General features: G+C 57.6%; 19 protein-coding genes. 18 read left to right on the top strand and 1 reads right to left on the bottom strand.

Annotated elements, in window-relative coordinates:
- Nucleotides 1-54: 54 nt before the first annotated feature.
- Complete coding sequence (locus ACR0LN_RS19300) at nt 55-1,035, bottom strand: ornithine cyclodeaminase family protein (RefSeq protein ID WP_480431989.1); 981 nt, start codon at nt 1,033-1,035, stop codon at nt 55-57.
- Between the two features lie 241 nt (nt 1,036-1,276).
- Between ACR0LN_RS19300 and ACR0LN_RS19295 the strand changes: the two genes are divergently transcribed.
- The 18 genes from ACR0LN_RS19295 (at nt 1,277) to ACR0LN_RS19210 (ending at nt 17,860) form a co-directional block, all read left to right on the top strand.
- Nucleotides 1,277-2,191: an ankyrin repeat domain-containing protein gene (locus ACR0LN_RS19295; protein WP_480431987.1), complete on the top strand. Its 915-nt coding sequence runs from the start codon at nt 1,277-1,279 to the stop codon at nt 2,189-2,191.
- A 225-nt stretch (nt 2,192-2,416) separates the two neighbouring features.
- Nucleotides 2,417-2,632 carry a DUF1127 domain-containing protein gene (locus ACR0LN_RS19290; RefSeq protein ID WP_480431985.1) on the top strand — a complete coding sequence of 72 codons (216 nt, stop codon included), beginning with the start codon at nt 2,417-2,419 and terminating at the stop codon, nt 2,630-2,632.
- A gap of 174 nt (nt 2,633-2,806) precedes the next feature.
- Nucleotides 2,807-3,667, top strand: coding sequence for a hypothetical protein (locus ACR0LN_RS19285; protein WP_480431983.1), 861 nt, complete (start codon nt 2,807-2,809; stop codon nt 3,665-3,667).
- A gap of 145 nt (nt 3,668-3,812) precedes the next feature.
- Nucleotides 3,813-4,286, top strand: a complete 474-nt coding sequence (gene rplO, locus ACR0LN_RS19280; protein WP_480431982.1) for a 50S ribosomal protein L15 — start codon at nt 3,813-3,815, stop codon at nt 4,284-4,286.
- Between the two features lie 109 nt (nt 4,287-4,395).
- Entirely contained in the window at nt 4,396-5,760 is a 1,365-nt protein-coding gene (secY, locus tag ACR0LN_RS19275) for a preprotein translocase subunit SecY (RefSeq protein WP_480431981.1), read from the top strand.
- Nucleotides 5,757-6,401, top strand: coding sequence for an adenylate kinase (locus ACR0LN_RS19270; RefSeq protein ID WP_480431978.1), 645 nt, complete (start codon nt 5,757-5,759; stop codon nt 6,399-6,401). Before secY ends, ACR0LN_RS19270 begins: the two co-directional genes overlap by 4 nt.
- A 201-nt stretch (nt 6,402-6,602) precedes the next feature.
- On the top strand, nt 6,603-6,971 hold the full coding sequence (gene rpsM / locus ACR0LN_RS19265) for a 30S ribosomal protein S13 (protein ID WP_170332212.1): 369 nt from the start codon (nt 6,603-6,605) through the stop codon (nt 6,969-6,971).
- Nucleotides 6,972-6,986: 15 nt separating this feature from the next.
- A complete protein-coding gene (gene rpsK, locus ACR0LN_RS19260) occupies nt 6,987-7,376 on the top strand; it encodes a 30S ribosomal protein S11 (RefSeq protein ID WP_008757289.1) in 390 nt (129 codons plus the stop codon).
- A gap of 114 nt (nt 7,377-7,490) precedes the next feature.
- Nucleotides 7,491-8,507, top strand: a complete 1,017-nt coding sequence (locus ACR0LN_RS19255; RefSeq protein ID WP_058276312.1) for a DNA-directed RNA polymerase subunit alpha — start codon at nt 7,491-7,493, stop codon at nt 8,505-8,507.
- 117 nt (nt 8,508-8,624) lie between these two features.
- Nucleotides 8,625-9,044 carry a 50S ribosomal protein L17 gene (gene rplQ, locus ACR0LN_RS19250; protein ID WP_480431976.1) on the top strand — a complete coding sequence of 140 codons (420 nt, stop codon included), beginning with the start codon at nt 8,625-8,627 and terminating at the stop codon, nt 9,042-9,044.
- A 134-nt stretch (nt 9,045-9,178) separates the two neighbouring features.
- Nucleotides 9,179-10,510 (top strand): DUF3300 domain-containing protein, encoded by a 1,332-nt coding sequence (locus ACR0LN_RS19245; protein ID WP_480431974.1) that lies wholly within the window; start codon nt 9,179-9,181, stop codon nt 10,508-10,510.
- A 1-nt stretch (nt 10,511) separates the two neighbouring features.
- Complete coding sequence (locus ACR0LN_RS19240) at nt 10,512-11,402, top strand: DUF2950 family protein (protein WP_480431972.1); 891 nt, start codon at nt 10,512-10,514, stop codon at nt 11,400-11,402.
- A 110-nt stretch (nt 11,403-11,512) separates the two neighbouring features.
- Nucleotides 11,513-12,568 (top strand): TauD/TfdA family dioxygenase, encoded by a 1,056-nt coding sequence (locus ACR0LN_RS19235; RefSeq protein WP_480431971.1) that lies wholly within the window; start codon nt 11,513-11,515, stop codon nt 12,566-12,568.
- Nucleotides 12,569-12,639: 71 nt separating this feature from the next.
- The gene (locus tag ACR0LN_RS19230) at nt 12,640-14,025 is read left to right on the top strand and encodes a trypsin-like peptidase domain-containing protein (protein ID WP_480431970.1); all 1,386 of its coding nucleotides are present in this window, start codon (nt 12,640-12,642) and stop codon (nt 14,023-14,025) included.
- A 4-nt stretch (nt 14,026-14,029) separates the two neighbouring features.
- The gene (locus ACR0LN_RS19225; RefSeq protein WP_480431969.1) at nt 14,030-15,340 is read left to right on the top strand and encodes a replication-associated recombination protein A; all 1,311 of its coding nucleotides are present in this window, start codon (nt 14,030-14,032) and stop codon (nt 15,338-15,340) included.
- Nucleotides 15,341-15,438: 98 nt separating this feature from the next.
- Nucleotides 15,439-16,482 carry an RluA family pseudouridine synthase gene (locus ACR0LN_RS19220; RefSeq protein WP_480431967.1) on the top strand — a complete coding sequence of 348 codons (1,044 nt, stop codon included), beginning with the start codon at nt 15,439-15,441 and terminating at the stop codon, nt 16,480-16,482.
- Nucleotides 16,479-17,156 (top strand): HAD-IA family hydrolase, encoded by a 678-nt coding sequence (locus tag ACR0LN_RS19215; RefSeq protein ID WP_480431965.1) that lies wholly within the window; start codon nt 16,479-16,481, stop codon nt 17,154-17,156. The genes ACR0LN_RS19220 and ACR0LN_RS19215 overlap by 4 nt, the downstream gene beginning before the upstream one ends.
- Nucleotides 17,153-17,860 (top strand): ATP12 family chaperone protein, encoded by a 708-nt coding sequence (locus ACR0LN_RS19210; RefSeq protein ID WP_480431964.1) that lies wholly within the window; start codon nt 17,153-17,155, stop codon nt 17,858-17,860. The genes ACR0LN_RS19215 and ACR0LN_RS19210 overlap by 4 nt, the downstream gene beginning before the upstream one ends.
- Nucleotides 17,861-18,005: the final 145 nt, after the last annotated feature.

Here is an 18,005-nt window from a genome sequence, read left to right as displayed (position 1 = left end):
CGTTTTTCTATTTAGTACTTGTCTGCTTTGAGCCCAAAGCGGCCATTTCGACTTTTAATTCCAAAGTGCAGGTTTATGTCTTTGGCCTAACTTCACCGGTTTGTCAGAGGCCCTGCGAACAGCGAGGACTGAAGCAGCATAATCCCCCAATGAAATCCCTCTGAAAGCAAAAGCAGCCGGTTTGTTGCGCACTCGGATGTCGACTTTCCCAGTGACCAATTCTGTCAAATCACCAGCAATTTGCTCGTATGGCAACATCGGCTTGTCGCTTTCCAATTCCTGTAGTCGGTCGTCAACTATTACCGTTTTGAAAGCAGCCATGCCTGCTGGCATCCACGGAATGCAGACATCCGTTATCGCCGCGAAGGCAGTCGGTTTCAGCCATCGAGCGTCCAAGAAAGGTTCAATAGAGTAGTCCAAAGTTATCGATGTCACTATCAGATCAGCATCACTCAAGGCGCCTTTAGCATTGGTGCACGATTCAGCTTCCAGCCCGAGGCCTCGGGCATAACGACAAAGCTTGTCGGCATTCTCCTTACCTCGCCCGAACACGCGGATTCGTTTCAAGGGAAACAGTTCTGAAAACGCAGCAAGATGGGAGTGAGCTTGCACACCCGCGCCCACAAAAGCCACGGTCTCGGCATGAGGGTCAGCAAGCCTACGCGCTGCCACCACTGACAGAGCGGCAGTTCTGACAGCCGTAATCCAATTCGCTCCCAAGACCGCGCGAAGTAGTCCGGTTTGCGCATCCATAACCATGATTGCACCATTAATCGCGGGAAGATCCCTAGCCGGATTTTCCGGGCACACTGTAACCTGCTTGGTCACAATTAAACCATCATCTCCCATTGCTAAGGTAGACATTGCGTAGCGCCCGTCGCCGGGCAAGATGACTGTCTTGGGAGAAGTGTGAAGTTTTCCGTCAACCTTGGCGATTAGGGCGGACTCGATGGCATCGGCGACTTCAGAAGGTTGGATGCCCAAACTCCCGAGGTCCTTGTCAGACAGATAAATTAGCGCGTTCCCAGAGGTCATGGTGTTCCTCACCTCAGCAAATTGGCTTTCTGACAAAATACATTATTTTCAGCCGTTCTTCCTATCGGTTTGCCTTTGCGGAAGAAATTTAGCGGTAACTTTCTATCGCCCGTCCCGAAGCGGACCCATGCTCAGTCCCAAGTCACTTGAACTTAGACGCCTGTCCAGCACCAAAAATCGACTAATATTCGCAAATATGGTAGGCTGTTGTCATTCATTTTAAGTCACCGGGAGAAGCAACATGTCTTGCAATCCTTTGTGCAGTGCCGCTGTAGCACTAGTTTCTTTGGCTGCCTTTTGTGAACCTGCGAATGCATCTCCACTTATCGATGCGGCTCTCGACGGCGATTTGGCCAAAGTTGAAAGCCTGTTGAACGAGGGCTTAGATGTAAACGTGAAAACGGTTGCTACCCCGCTATACTTTGCGTCTCAAAGAGGCCACTTCGATGTCGTCAAATTGCTCGTAGATAGTGGTGCGGACGTCGATATCGTAACTGATTTTGGAACAGCCCTACAAATCGCCGCTCGAGGCAACAAAATCGAAATAGTTGAACTTCTTCTAAAGAGCGGGGCGGACCCTAATATCTCTGGTGGTGCAAAACACTTCACACCTCTTCATGACGCCGCTGAACGGGGTGCACTGGAAGCCGCACAATTGCTTCTAGCGAATGGCGCGGACATCAACAGTCGTGCTCAATGGGACCAACCACCGATACACTTGGCTGCATTCAAAGAGCGCACTGAAATGGTTTCATTCCTTCAGGAACACGGAGCAGCGCCACTTTCAGTTGAACCTCTAAAGGACGGCGAACTCGCCACCGCAGATATTGAACAAGGCCGTGCTCGGGTGCTTGCATGTAAATACTGTCATGCAGTCGAAAAAGAAGAAGAAACCAAAGGCCCCGCTCCCGGACCGCATCTATGGAATATTGTTGGCCGGGAAAGAGGCGGTGTTCCAGGCTATCCCTATTCTGAAGCGATGAAAGCCCTAGACGGAACATGGACGTTTGAAGAGTTAAATCGTTTTTTGGCAGACCCAACGGGTAACGTGCCCGGTACGAATATGGGGCATGGACACGAGAATGACAGAAATATGAGGGTGGCTGTCATTGCCTATCTGCGCACTCAAAGCGATGACCCATTGCCCTTGGAATAATCGCTAACGTTGTTAGAAATCGAATGGCGGCTTTGTCCGCAAAGCTACCCAAAGCTGCAAGTGGTGCTGAGTGTATGGGTTGCTGGGCCATTCCCCCGACGCATACCGGCTAGACCGAAACTTCGGTTGTTAGCGATATCTGCGACGCCTATCTGAACGCTGTCCCAAACAGGAACAGAACAAAGTCATCGGGGAATGCGCCCCGATCAGGAAAGGAATTCAGATATGGCTTACACAGCAACAACCTCACACGCCGGCGTCTCTCTGACCGAGCGCCTGACCCGTTTCACCGCGAAGGTGAGAGAAGCGTACGCTCTGCGTGCCGAATACAACCGCACCTATTCGGAACTGCAGGGTCTGACCGACCGCGAACTGAACGACATCGGTGTGCGCCGCTGCGATATCAAAGACATCGCGCGGGACCACGTTTACTGCTCGTAACATCACAAACCACCACTCACCCAGAGGCGCCATTCGGCGCCTCTTTTGGTTTTTGGCCCCACGCGCCACAGTTACGGTTTTTCTGAGCGGTCGGCATTGCGAGGGTTTTTCTTATCGGGCAGATGCTGTCAGGACGGGTGCAGTTGCCGTCGCAACTTGGCAGAAAGACGTATTATGGCGCGTGAATATCAGATCGGAATGCTGTGGGTCGAAGGACCGCTGAGCTTTCTGGAACAGCTCTGTATCAAGTCCTATTTGGACGCCGGTCAAAGCGTGCGCCTCTATACCTACGACAACGTCACGAATATCCCAGACGGCGTGGACCAAAGGGATGCGCGCGAAGTATTGCCTGACGCCGAATTCATTACGCACAGCCGAACTGGAAGCCCCGCGCCGCACTCGGACAAGTTTCGGTACCGAATGTTAGCGCAGGAGCCTGACCTGATCTGGGCGGATACGGATGCCTATTGTCTGCGACCGTTCACAACGCCGAACGGCCACTACTACGGGTATCTCCAAGGCGAGGTCGCCATTGGCGTGTTGGCCCTGCCTCAGGACAGTGAAACGCTGGGCAGATTGATCGAATTTACCAATGATCCGTATATTGTCCCGCCCTGGCTACCGCCACGTCATCGTAGGCCGTTGTTAGAGGCGCAACAGAATGGCGCGCCCGTGAAAGTCGCTGAAACCCTTTGGGGTGTGTGGGGACCGCAGGCGTTTACGTGGGCCTTAAAGCAAACGGGCGAGATAAAATACGCGTTACCTGAGCACATATTTTACCCACTGAACTTTTCGCGCCGACGTGCTTTGGCGCGGCCGCGTGCAAAAGTCGACGGTTTTTTCAAGGACGACACGGTTTCCATCCACCTATATGGCCGCCGGATGCGGGCGATCATGCGAAGCAAATATAACGGTCAACCCGACCCGGAAAGCCTGATTGGCAGGTTGGTCCAGAAACATGGTATTGATCCGCTGGCCGCGCCCATTCAACCTAATGGCGGGGCGGGACAAGAGTTGGTGCAGGGCGAAGAGTGAGGTGGCATCCACCCACAGGCTTGCCAAGTGAGGTCAACGGGCCTATACGCCTCCGGTGGGTTTTTGCCCATGAGAATCAAAACCAAGAAATGCCGTGTTTGACCCATCACGCTTCGGGGGTCACATCCGGCTTAGGAGAAGCGAAATGAAACTGAACGAATTGCGCGACAATCCTGGCGCCAACCCGAAACGGACCCGTGTTGGTCGTGGTCCCGGTTCGGGCAAAGGTAAAATGGGTGGCCGTGGTATCAAAGGCCAGAAATCCCGTTCGGGTGTGGCCATCAATGGCTACGAAGGCGGCCAGATGCCGCTGTACCAGCGCCTGCCTAAGCGTGGCTTCAACAAGCCGAACCGTAAGGAATTCGCCGTTATCAACCTGGGCCTGATCCAGAAATTCGTCGACGCCGGCAAGCTGGACGCCAAAGCTGCGATCACCGAGGACGCGCTGGTTGCTTCCGGTCTGGTCCGCCGCAAGCTGGACGGTGTCCGCGTTCTGGCCAAAGGCGAAATCAGCGCCAAAGTGAACCTGGAAGTCACCGGTGCTTCAAAAGCTGCCGTCGAGGCAGTTGAGAAAGCGGGCGGTTCACTGACGGTCACAAAAGCTGCTGCGGCAGAGTAAGCGCTTGTGAGCGGGCGAAGACCCGCTTACATAGACCTCAGAGTTTTCCTAGACGCCGCCCGAGCCGGAAAACGGTTCCGGGCGGTGTTTTCATAAGAGAGACCGATTTATGGTATCAGCAGCAGAACAAATGGCAGCCAATACAAGCTGGTCTGCCCTTGGCAAAGCCACCGATCTGCGCAACCGCATCCTGTTCACACTGGGTTTGTTGATCGTTTATCGCCTCGGTACCTTTATTCCGGTGCCGGGAATTGACGGACAAGCGCTGCGTGAGTTCATGGAGCAAGCGGGGCAGGGCATCGGCGGCATGGTTTCGATGTTTACCGGCGGAGCGCTTGGGCGGATGGGTATCTTTGCCCTCGGCATCATGCCTTACATTTCGGCCTCGATCATCGTGCAGCTGCTGACATCGATGGTTCCCGCGCTCGAACAGCTCAAGAAAGAGGGCGAGCAGGGGCGTAAGAAAATCAACCAATATACCCGTTTCGGCACCGTGGCACTGGCCACCGTACAGGCCTATGGTCTTGCTGTTTCGCTGGAATCGGGCGATCTGGCGACCGATCCGGGCATGTTCTTCCGCATGTCGACCATGATCACTCTGGTCGGCGGCACAATGTTCCTGATGTGGCTAGGTGAGCAGATCACCGCGCGCGGCATCGGTAACGGTATCTCTCTGATCATCTTCGTCGGCATCATCGCCGAGGTCCCGGCCGCGCTGGCGCAGTTCTTCGCCTCGGGTCGCTCGGGTGCGATCAGCCCCGCCGTGATTGTTGGCGTGATAGTGATGGTCATCGCTGTGATCACCTTTGTGGTGTTCATGGAGAGAGCATTGCGCAAGATCCACATTCAATACCCGCGCCGTCAGGCTGGTATGAAGATTTACGAGGGCGGCTCGAGCCACCTGCCTGTCAAAGTGAACCCGGCAGGTGTAATCCCGGCGATCTTTGCCAGCTCACTGCTGCTGCTGCCGGTAACGATCTCGACCTTCTCGTCGGGCGCAACCAGTGGGCCGGTTATGTCGTGGTTGCTGGCCAACTTTGGCCCTGGACAGCCGCTTTACCTGCTTTTCTTCGCTTCGATGATCGTGTTCTTTGCTTACTTCTATACGTTCAACGTGTCGTTCAAGCCGGACGATGTGGCGGACAACCTGAAAAAGCAGAACGGCTTTGTGCCGGGTATCCGCCCGGGCAAGAAAACCGCCGAGTATCTGGAGTACGTGGTCAACCGCGTTCTGGTTCTGGGTTCGGCCTATCTGGCGGCGGTCTGTCTGTTGCCTGAAATCCTTCGGAACCAGTTTGCCATTCCGTTCTATTTCGGTGGTACCTCGGTTCTGATTATCGTCTCTGTAACCATGGACACGATCCAACAGGTTCAGAGCCACTTGCTGGCGCACCAATACGAAGGGCTGATCGAAAAGTCCCAGCTGCGCGGCAAAGGTAAGAAACGCGGCAGGAAGGGACCCGCTCGTCGATGAACATCATTCTTCTCGGCCCCCCGGGGGCAGGTAAAGGGACGCAGGCGCGTCACCTGGTCGAAACACGCGGCATGGTTCAGCTGAGTACCGGCGACATGCTGCGCGAGGCCAAGACCTCGGGCACCGAGATGGGCCAGAAGGTTGCGGCGATCATGGACGCGGGCAAGCTGGTTACCGATGAAATCGTGATCGGCCTGATCGAAGAGAAGCTGACCTCGGAAACCGGTGCGGGTTTTATCTTTGATGGCTTCCCTCGGACGCTGGCACAGGCCGACGCTCTGGCAGCCCTGCTGACTAAGCTGGGCCAGTCGTTGCACACCGTGATCGAGATGCGAGTGGACGACGAGGCGCTGGTTCAGCGGATCACGGCCCGTTCGACATGCGGTGGGTGTGGTGAAGTCTACAACGATATCACCAAACCGATCCCGGCAGATGGCAAATGCACCAACTGCGGCAAGGAGAACGACTTCCAGCGCCGCGCTGACGACAACGAAAACAGCCTGCGCACGCGCCTGATGGAATACTACAAAAAGACCTCGCCGTTGATTGGATATTACTATGCCAAGGGCGATTTGCGCCCGGTTAACGGGCTGGCTGAGATCAAGGAGGTTACGGCCTCGATCGAGGCTATTCTGGGCTGACTTCAGGTTGGGGCTTGACGGCCCCACCAAAAGCCCATATCGACCCCCATCCCCTAAGGGAATCAAGACCGCAGGCGGGATTCGTCCCAACTGCCCCGACCACCTCGAATAATGCTGAACCCTCTGGCGGCACTGCCACGGTAAAGCGTTGTGAAAAAAGGTTCTGGAGTTACGGAACCGCAACGAAAAGGAAAGTGACACGTGGCACGTATTGCCGGCGTAAACATCCCGACTGCAAAGCGGGTACCTATCGCCCTTACATATATCACCGGAATCGGCAACACCTCGGCCAAAGCGATCTGCGAAGCCGTGGGCATTGAAGCGACCCGTCGCGTCAACGAACTGTCCGACGCCGAAGTTCTGAAAATTCGCGAATACATCGACGAAAACTTCACTGTCGAAGGCGACCTGCGCCGCGAAGTTCAGATGAACGTCAAGCGCCTGATGGACCTGGGTTGCTATCGCGGTCTGCGTCACCGCCGCAACCTGCCGGTTCGCGGTCAGCGCACCCACACCAACGCTCGTACCCGCAAAGGCCCCGCAAAGGCCATCGCTGGTAAGAAGAAATAAGGGAGGGTCTGACTGATGGCACGTGATAAGACTCGCGTTAAGCGCAAAGAGCGTAAGAACATCGCATCGGGCGTCGCCCATGTGAACTCGACCTTCAACAACACCAAGATCCTGATCTCGGACGTGCAGGGCAACGCCATCTCGTGGTCGTCTGCCGGTACTATGGGCTTTAAAGGATCGCGGAAATCGACACCCTACGCCGCTCAGATGGCTGCAGAAGACGCAGGCAAAAAGGCGCAGGAACATGGCGTCAAGACGCTGGAAGTCGAAGTTCAGGGCCCCGGTTCGGGTCGTGAATCGGCTCTGCGCGCGCTGGCTGCAGTGGGCTTCAACATCACGTCGATCCGCGACGTGACACCGATCGCTCACAACGGCTGCCGCCCGCCGAAGCGCCGCCGCGTCTAAGCGATTTTGAATTGAGCTGGGGCTGTGTTTTTGCACGGCCCCAGCACGTCATTTTGAACCTCGGGCGTCTGCACCTTGTTGGTCATGGGGCGCGGACAGGAATGGAGGGATTACATGATCCACAAGAATTGGGCAGAATTGATCAAGCCGACCCAGCTGGAAGGCAAGCCGGGCAACGATCCCGCACGTCAGGCGACCCTGGTCGCTGAACCGCTGGAGCGTGGCTTTGGTCTGACCCTGGGCAACGCCCTGCGCCGCGTTCTGATGAGCAGCCTGCAAGGTGCCGCCATCACCAGCGTCCAGATCGACAACGTTCTGCATGAGTTTTCGTCAGTCGCGGGCGTGCGTGAAGACGTCACCGACATCATCCTGAACCTCAAGCAGGTTGCTCTGCGCATGGAAGTCGAAGGCCCCAAGCGCCTGTCGATCAATGCCAAAGGCCCCGCAGTTGTCACCGCTGGTGACATCAGCGAAAGCGCTGGCATCGAGGTTCTGAACCGCGATCACGTCATCTGCCACCTGGACGATGGCGCCGACCTGTTCATGGAACTGACCGTCAACACCGGTAAAGGCTATGTCTCGGCTGAGAAGAACAAGCCGGAAGACGCGCCCATCGGCCTGATCCCGATCGACGCGATCTATTCGCCGGTCAAAAAGGTTGCCTATGACGTTCAGCCGACCCGTGAAGGTCAGGTTCTGGACTATGACAAGCTGACCCTGAAGATCGAAACCGACGGTTCGATCACGCCGGAAGACGCGCTGGCCTTTGCCGCACGCATCCTGCAGGACCAGCTGTCCATCTTCGTCAACTTCGACGAGCCGGAATCGGCTGGCCGCCAGGACGAAGACGATGGTCTGGAGTTCAACCCGCTGCTGCTGAAGAAAGTGGACGAGCTGGAACTGTCGGTCCGTTCGGCAAACTGCCTGAAGAACGACAACATCGTTTACATCGGCGACCTGATCCAGAAGACCGAAGCCGAGATGCTGCGCACCCCGAACTTCGGCCGCAAGTCGCTGAACGAGATCAAAGAAGTGCTGTCCGGCATGGGTCTGCACCTCGGCATGGATGTCGAGGACTGGCCGCCCGACAACATCGAAGATCTGGCGAAGAAATTCGAAGACGCGTTCTAAGCGCGTTTTCCCAATGCCCGGGCTTCCGGGGACAAAACGGGCACTTCCGCCCCAAGGAGAGCCGGTGACACGCATCGCCGGCCAGACAAAGCAAAACGCGAAAGAAGGAACTAGAAAATGCGTCACGCACGTGGTTACCGCCGCCTGAACCGTACTCATGAGCACCGTAAGGCTCTGTTTGCGAACATGGCTGGCTCGCTCATCGAGCACGAGCAAATCAAAACAACTCTGCCCAAGGCAAAAGAACTGCGCCCGATCATCGAAAAGCTGGTCACTCTGGGCAAGCGCGGCGACCTGCACGCCCGCCGTCAGGCCGCAGCACAGCTGAAAGAAGACAAAGACGTCGCAAAGCTGTTTGAAGTTCTGGGCCCCCGTTATGCCGAGCGTCAGGGCGGTTATGTCCGCATCCTGAAAGCTGGCTTCCGCTATGGCGACATGGCGCCGATGGCGATCATCGAATTCGTTGATCGTAACGTCGACGCCAAAGGCGCGGCCGACAAAGCCCGCGTTGCCGCCGAAGAGGCAGCAGAAGAATAAGAAAGCCCGGCTTTCTGATTTTCAGCCCCCGCGTCCTAGGCGCGGGGGTTTTTTGTGGGAAACTGGCGCGCTCGCTGTTCAGTTGCCAGAATCGGAAACATCGGTGATCCTTTGAGAAATTGAAGGATCGCAATATGTTTAGATATATACTATTTGCGCTCGGGATTGGCGCATCCACGGCCTTGTTTGCGCAAGAGGCATCTGATGATGCCGCCGCAGCAGAAGACGCCTCGGCCACTTCATCCGATCTGTTGACAGACGCAGAACTGCAAACATTGGTTGCACCGGTGGCTCTTTACCCCGACACGTTGCTCATACAGATCTTTGTCGCGGCCACGCAGCCTTTGGAAATTGTGAAGGCAGAACGATATTTGCTGGACAATGCCGATCGCGATCCTGCCGAGCTTGAACCCGAAATCGAAGCTATGGGCTGGGATCCTTCCGTCAGTGTTTTGGCGACGGCATTTCCCGAAGTTGTTGGTCAGATGGCCACCCATATTGATTGGACCGAGACCATGGGCACAGCGATGCTGGCGCAATCGGATGATGTGATGGATGCGGTTCAGGTGATGCGAGATCAGGCAATCGATAGCGGTGCGTTGGTATCGGGACCTGAACAAACAGTTGAAGTGTCTGACGACGACACGGTTGTGATCACCCCCACGCAACCTGAAACCGTGTACGTCCCGCAATATAACTCGGAGACTGTTTATACGGGCCCGTCGACCGGAGATGTTGTGGGTGCGGCGCTGCTCACTTTTGGGACCGTAGCGCTGATCGACGAAATATTTGACGATGATGATGACTGGTACGACTATTGGGGCTGCCGGAACTGTGGTGGCTGGAATGGTCAACCCATCGTCAGGAACCCCGATATCGACATAGATGTCGACCGCAACATAGACATCGACAAAGAAATCGACCTCGGCGACCGGACGGAAATCGGATGGCAACCCGATCCCGACCGTCAACAGCAGGCCAGGGATAAAATCGCTGATCACAAAAGGCCTGAAAACGGCCGAGGTGACCTGCCGGTTAACCGCCCCGACGGTCGCACCGACGAACTGCGTGCCAAGCTGAGCCGTGAATCTGGCGCGGCCGACATAAGTCAGGACCGGGGGGCGGCGCTTGCGGCCAGTGCGGGTGCTGGGGCCATCGCGGGCAGTGCTTTAGCAAACCGTGGTGGAAAAACGGATTTGCCTCAGGTGAACCGCGGCAACGTGGATCGGGATAAGGTCGCTGCCAAGCAGAAGGCCATTAACCGTACAAAACAACAGCCTGATGCAGCAAAAAAACCTGTCAAAAGGAAATCCCAAGCCGTCCAGAAACCTCAGGCAAAGAAAGCAGCCGCTCAACGCAAACCCTCTGCATCCAAAGGTAAGGCGATGAAGAAAAAAGCGTCGGGCAGCAGAACCCACAAGGCGTCCAAACGTGGGCACGCCGCCAAAGGCAAGCGGAGACGGTAAGATGCGTAGATCAGTTATTTCTTTTGCCCTGATTGCCTTGTCAGCAGGTCCTGCGCTGTCCGACGGTGCCAGTTTTGACACTCCGCAAACTGCTCTGGACGCGTTTGTCGAAGCGCTAAAGGCGGATGATCAAAGCAAGTTACTGGAGATATTCGGGCCAGAAGCCGAAGACCTGATTGGCACAGGCGATCCGGCAGAGGATCAGGAAAGACGGCGGGAAGTTCTCGGCATGTACGCAGAGGGGTACCGCTTTCAGCCCGAAGATGACGGGGTCGTTCTACTTTTGGGTGAGGACGCCTGGCCCTTCCCGATTCCAATTTTTCGTGAGGAAGACGGTTGGCAATTCGATCTTGAAGCCGGGATCGAAGAGCTTTCCGCCCGTGAGATCGGTTTGAATGAGTTGGAAGTGATCGAGTTGCTTGAGGCTTATGTCGATCTTCAGGCGGCATTCCGACTGGTTGATCACAATGGCGATGGTGTCATGGAATTTGCCCAGACGATTATCGCCGATCCTGATGAACGAAACGGGTTGTTCTGGCCGGACGAAGACAGCTTTGTCGGCGCAGCGCTGGCCCGTGCCGCGGCTACCGGGTGGAGCGACGGCGAGGCTGATTATGAGGCTGAACCGTTCCTGGGATACTATTACACGATCCTGCAGGCGCAGGGTCCGAACGCTCCGGGTGGTGCCTATTCCTATTTCGTCGGTGACCGGTTCGTCGCGGGGCACGCGCTTTTGGCGGTGCCGTCAGAATATGGGGAGACAGGCATTCACTCGTTTCTGGTGGGGGAGAACGGGATTGTCTACGAGGCAGATTTCGGTGCGGATACGCCTGAACGAACGGCTGACATAACAACCTATGATCCCGGTCCGGATTGGGTGCCGGTCGAATAGTGCAGCAAACTAGAAACAGGCTGTCGCATTCAAGTCATTTACGGCGATTTTCGGAGACGACACCTTAGCAGTACCGAGGCACGCTATTAAAAGTGTGTGGAGGGCAATTGATGGCAGCACTTTTTGAAGTACCGAGCGAACTCGCGGGGCCATCCGTTTGGACCGGTCGGGAGATGGCTGAGCGGCAAGGCGAGTGGATTGTCGATCTGTCGGCGGACGACATTGCAGATCTTGAGCAAGCCGCCTGCCACTACCTAAGCCTTGGGCGTGATATCGGTGAGATCAACAAAACAGACTTCCCACTGAACCGGATGGACAGCCATCTGGCAAGCCTACGCGACAAGCTGATCAACGGTATCGGGTTCGAAGTTATCCGGGGCCTGCCGGTGCAGAGCTATTCTCAGGAAATGGCCGCAGCAATCTTTTGTGGTGTCGGTTCGAACCTGGGTTCTGCACGCTCGCAGAATGCGCAAGGGCATATTCTGGGGCATGTCCGTGACATTGGTGCCGACGCGGGTGATCCGAATACACGGATTTACCAGACCCATGAGCGCCAGACCTTTCACACGGACAGTGCTGATATCGTCGGATTAATGTGTCTGCGGGACGCTAAGGAGGGTGGGGATTCACTGTTGGTCAGTGCTGAAACCATCTACAATCGGATGCGGGCTGAATGCCCTGACCTGCTTGAGCTGCTGTTTGATCCGCTTGCGACAGACCGCAGGGGTGAAGTGCCCGAGGGGATGCAACCCTTTATGACTATCCCGCCCTTCAGTTGGCATGACGGCAAAGTGACCGTGTTTTATCAGCGCCAATATATCGACAGCGCGCAGCGGTTCCCCGAGGCCATGCGGCTGACTCCGGATCACATTGCGGCGCTGGATAAATTCGATGCACTGGCCAATGACCCCGAGTTACATCTGACCATGCGGTTGCAACCCGGTGATATGCAGTTCGTCTACAACCACTCTCAACTGCACGACCGGACCGGATTCACCGATTGGCCGGACCGGGACCAGCGACGCCACCTCTTTCGCCTGTGGCTGTCGCCCGAGGGTGACCGGGAACTGCCAGACGTGTTTCGGCAACGCTATGGCACGATCGAGGTTGGCAACCGGGGCGGGATCATTACCAAGGGCACCCGACTGCACGCACCACTTGACTGAACCCCAGCAGATGCTTGCATTACGGGGCGCAGGGAAGCATATCCATCTCAACTCTGTACGTTGAGGTCAAAATGCTCCGCGCGACACTAATCGCTCTCTCTTTCGCTTGCGCCTCGGTGGCCACGGCTGAAACCCGCGTTCCGCAATCCCAAGCCGAGATATCCATGGGCTTCGCGCCCGTCGTCAAAGAGGCATCTCCGGCGGTGGTCAACATCTATGCCAAGATCGTGCGGCAGGGTCGGGCGAATCCGTTCTTCTCGGACCCGTTTTTTCAGGATTTCTTTGGGGGCGGTTTCGGTGAACCACGCCCGCGGGTTCAAAACTCGCTGGGATCCGGGGTGATCCTGTCGGCAGATGGTTACGTGGTGTCGAACTACCACGTGGTTGGTACCGCTACGGAAATCCGTGTGGTGACGACAGACCGGCGGGAATATTCTGCGCAGGTGGTGTTGGGCGACAAGGAAAGCGATATTGCCATTCTGCGGCTGGATGAGGCTGAAGACCTGCCCTTTTTGCAATTGCGCGACTCGGACCATGTGGAGGTCGGAGAACTGGCGCTGGCCATCGGCAACCCGTTCGGAGTTGGGCAAACGGTGTCCTCGGGCATTATCTCGGGTCTGGCGCGGACAGGCACGGCCACGGGCAATGCGCGCGGGTACTTCATTCAGACGGATGCGGCGATCAACCCGGGCAATTCCGGCGGCGCGTTGATTGACGTGAACGGCGATCTGATCGGGATCAACACCTCGATTCTGACCCGTTCGGGCGGCTCGAATGGCATTGGCTTTGCTATCCCCGCCAACCTGGTGGCGGAATTCCTACGTCAGGCGCAGGACGGCAATGACAGCTTCATCAGTCCCTGGGCCGGGATGGCCGGCCAGCATATGAGCGCGGATATCGCCGAATCTCTGGGTTTGGTGATCCCCTTGGGGGTTGTGATCTCGGACCTGCACCCGCTTAGCCCGCTGGCCGAGGCCGGGCTGCGCGTGGGCGATGTGGTGACCCATGTGGATGGGGACGAAGTGAACTCTCCGGCCGAGATGAAATTCCGCATGTCCGTGGCCGGCGTCGGTGGTATCTCGGTTTTGACCCTGCTGCGCGCGGAAGAGCAGGCTGAGGTTAACGTCGCATTGATAAAGGCACCAGATACTCCAGCGGCCGAGGAAACCACGCTGGATGATCAAACTGTAATGCCGGGCTTGATCGTATCACGCATCAACCCGGCAGTGATATCCCGGATGGGGTTGGTGCTGTCTCAGACCGGCGTGGTTGTGGTGGATGCGGGGCGATATGGCGGTCGCTCGGGGCTGCGCGCGGGGGATGTGGTCAGTGGCATCAACGGCACTCAGGTTACCCACCCGCAGGACGTGGTCGATGCGTTGACCGACCCGGGGCGCAGGTTAACGTTCGATATTCTGCGCGGGGGGCGTTCGGTCTCTCTGCGGTTCCGGCTGTAATTCCTTGAGCGACCTATTCGACACCGGGGCCGCCGAGCCCACACCACCCGCGCACCGCCCATTAGCGGATCGGTTGCGGCCGCAAACGCTGGCTGAGGTGATCGGGCAGGAGCAGGTCCTGGGCCCCGATGCGCCACTGGGGGTCATGCTGGCCTCGGGCAGTTTGTCCAGTCTGGTGTTCTGGGGCCCTCCGGGGGTGGGCAAGACCACCATCGCACGGCTGCTGGCGCAGGAAACGGATCTGCATTTCGTTCAGATCAGTGCGATCTTTACCGGCGTGCCGGATCTGAAGAAAGTGTTCGAGGCCGCCAAGATCCGCCGTCAGAACGGGCAGGGCACGTTGCTGTTCGTGGACGAAATCCACCGTTTCAACAAAGCCCAGCAGGACGGGTTTCTGCCGCACATGGAGGACGGGACAATCCTGCTGGTCGGCGCCACGACCGAAAACCCGTCCTTTGAACTGAACGCTGCTGTGCTCAGCCGGGCGCAGGTGCTGGTTTTGGAACGGCTGAGCCTCACCGATCTGGAGCGCCTGACCCAACGGGCTGAGAAGGAACTAGGTCGCGCTTTGCCGCTGACTGGACACGCCCGCGAAGCACTACAAGAAATGGCCGATGGCGACGGCCGGGCGCTATTGAATCTGATCGAGCAGATCGCGGCGTGGAAGGTCGATGCACCGCTGGACCCCGATGCGCTGTCGACGCGGCTGATGCGTCGGGCCGCGAAGTACGACAAGTCGGGGGATGAGCACTACAACCTGATTTCGGCCCTGCATAAATCGGTGCGTGGGTCCGACCCGGATGCGGCGCTCTATTGGTTTGCGCGGATGCTGACGGGGGGTGAAGACCCTCGGTATCTGGCGAGGCGGATCACGCGGATGGCGGTCGAGGATATCGGTCTGGCCGATCCGCAGGCGCAAGCGATCTGTCTGCAATCGTGGCAGACATATGAGCGGCTGGGCAGCCCTGAGGGCGAGTTGGCACTGGCGCAGGCTCTGGTTTATCTGGCGCTGGCCCCGAAATCGAATGGGGCCTATGTGGGCTACAAGGCGGCGATGCGGCTGGCCAAGCAATCAGGTAGCGAACCACCTCCCAAGCACATCCTGAACGCGCCGACCTCGCTGATGAAGGATCAAGGTTATGGTGCGGGCTATGCCTATGACCACGACGCCGAGGATGGATTCTCCGGCCAGAACTACTTTCCGGATGGGATGGAGCGGCCCAAGCTGTATCAACCGGTCGAACGTGGGTTTGAGCGTGAGTTGAAAAAGCGTCTGGACTATTTTGCCAAGCTGCGGTCACAGCGGAACGGTTGACTCTTGGCCCTTTGCACGCCACAGACGCGCATGTTTTCTAGGGCACTGACAGACAGGTTTACCGCGCGGATGATCTGCGCGACGCAGGGGATATCGGCATGAGCGGCGTACAGATGATCACCGTGGCAGAAGGTGACGGCGACCAGCGGCTGGACCGTTGGCTGCGTCGCCTGTTTCCGCATGTCAGCCAAGGCCGCATCGAAAAGATGTGCCGCAAGGGCGAACTGCGGGTTGAGGGCGGTCGGGTGAAGGCCTCGACCCGGTTGGAGGCCGGTCAGGTCGTGCGCGTTCCGCCGCTGCCGGATGCCGATCACAAGCCAGTTGAGGTCAAAAAGCGCATCTCGGACGCCGATGCCAAGATGATCCAGTCTTGCGTGATCTATCGCGACGATCACGTTCTGGCATTGAACAAACCGCATGGCCTGCCGGTGCAGGGCGGCAGCGGCCAAACCCGCCACGTGGACAGCCTGTCCGAGGCGCTGAGGTTCGGCTATGACGAAAACCCCCGTCTTGTGCATCGATTGGACAAGGACACGTCGGGTGTTCTGCTGTTGGCCCGCACGCGCGAGGCGGCCAAAGGGCTGACGGCAGCGTTCCGTCACCGTGATACGCGCAAGATCTACTGGGCCTTGGTCGCCGGTGTGCCGACGCCATATCTGGGCGAGATCAAGACCGGGTTGGTCAAGGCGTCCGGCCATGGCAAGCAGGGCGAAGGCGAAAAGATGGTCCCCGTGCATATGAACGAGGTCAACGATACGCCGGGCGCGAAACGGGCGCATACGCTTTATGCGACGCTCTACCGGGTAGCCGGGCGCGCGGCGTGGGTGGCGATGGAGCCGATCACGGGCCGCACCCACCAGCTGCGGGCGCATATGGCCGCGATTGGGCATCCGATCATCGGTGACGGCAAGTATGGTGGCTCGGGGCAGGAAAACCTGGGCGATGGCTGGGGCGCGCAACTGGGCGGGATCATCAGCAAAAAACTGCACCTGCACGCACGGCAAGCGACATTCCAGCATCCGGTGACACGCAAAACCATCACCGTGACTGCACCGTTGCCGGAACATATGAAACACAGCTGGGACACCTTCGGCTGGACCGAGGACTTGGCCGCGGACGACCCGTTCGAGGAGTTGCAATGAGCAAACCCTTGCGTCTGGTGCTGTTCGATGTTGACGGCACGCTGGTCGACAGTCAGGGCAGCATCGTTGCGGCAATGACAGCCAGTTTCGATGCGCTCTCCCTGCCGGTGCCAGAGCGTGAGACCATCTTGTCCATTGTTGGTCTGTCCTTGCCCATCGCCATGGCGCGGTTGGCGTCAGAGCACTCAGATACTGTTCAGCAGCGACTGGTCGAAGGCTACAAACAGGCTTATCACGCACATCGGCTTGAACAGGGGGCGGCCAGTTCTCCCCTCTACCCCGGGGCGATGGATGCGATTGAAGCGTTGCATGCGGTGCCCGAGGTTCTGCTGGGTGTGGCCACCGGTAAATCTCAACGCGGACTGGATGCGTTGATGGAGGCCCACGGATTGAACCGCTATTTCGTGACCCGACAGGTTGCCGACCACCATCCGTCCAAGCCACACCCGTCAATGATCGACACAGCCCGCAGCGAAACCGGGGTAGAGGCCGCCAATACGGCCATGATCGGCGACACGCGGTTCGATATGGACATGGCCCGCGCCGCCGGGGTGGCGAGTGTTGGCGTGACCTGGGGGTACCACGACCGCTCTGCTTTGGACGGGGCAACCCGCGTAATTGAAACCTTTGATCAGCTGCCGCGCGCGCTGGATGACATCTGGACTGAAAAATGAGCGACTGGAAGCCGAAACGATTTTGGACCGAGAGTGCAGTGGCCGAAGCCGAAGTCGGCTATACCGTTGAACTGGATGGTCGCCGCGTGAAAACTCCGGCCAAGGCGGCACTGATCCTGCCGACGCGTGCCATGGCCGAAGAGGTCGCCGCTGAATGGGACGCACAAAAGAAAGAGGTCGACCCGACCTCGATGCCGTTTACCCGTTCGGCAAATGCTGCAATCGATAAGGTTCGTCACCAACACGCCGAGGTTGCGGAAATGCTGGCCGACTACGGCGATTCGGACCTGCTGTGCTACCGCGCTACGCACCCGCAAGAGTTGCAGGAGCGACAGGCTGCGCACTGGGACCCGGCGCTGGACTGGGCCGCCGAGGCGCTTTCGGCGCGGTTGCTGCCCGTAGCCGGTGTTTTGCATCATCCTCAGCCGTCTGCCGCTCTGGCCGTCCTCAGACAGCGCGTTTACGGGCTTAACGACTTTCAAATGGCTGCATTCCACGATCTGGTCAGCCTTTCAGGGTCGCTCATTCTCGGTTTTGCCGCTGCCCAAAATTGGCGCAGCGCGGATGAAATATGGGGAATTTCCAGGCTCGACGAACTTTGGCAGATAGAACAATGGGGCCACGATGATGAAGCCCACGCGGCTGCGGAGACCAAAAAGGCGGCTTTTTTGCACGCGAAACGGTTCTTTGACCTCTCGGTTTGAGCCCTCGAGGCCTGATTTTCCGACATTGGATGAGTCATCCTTGAATTGACTCATCGTTTTCCCTGATCCGGGCCTTGACGTTTGTTTATGAATACGCCCAAACTCAAGCCCACTAAAGGGGAGACACCTTTGGGGAAACCTTTCT

The sequence above is a fragment of the Ruegeria sp. AA6 genome (assembly GCF_056542865.1).
The sequence above is the reverse complement of the archived record's forward strand: the minus strand, read 5'-3'. Positions and strand labels throughout refer to the sequence as shown.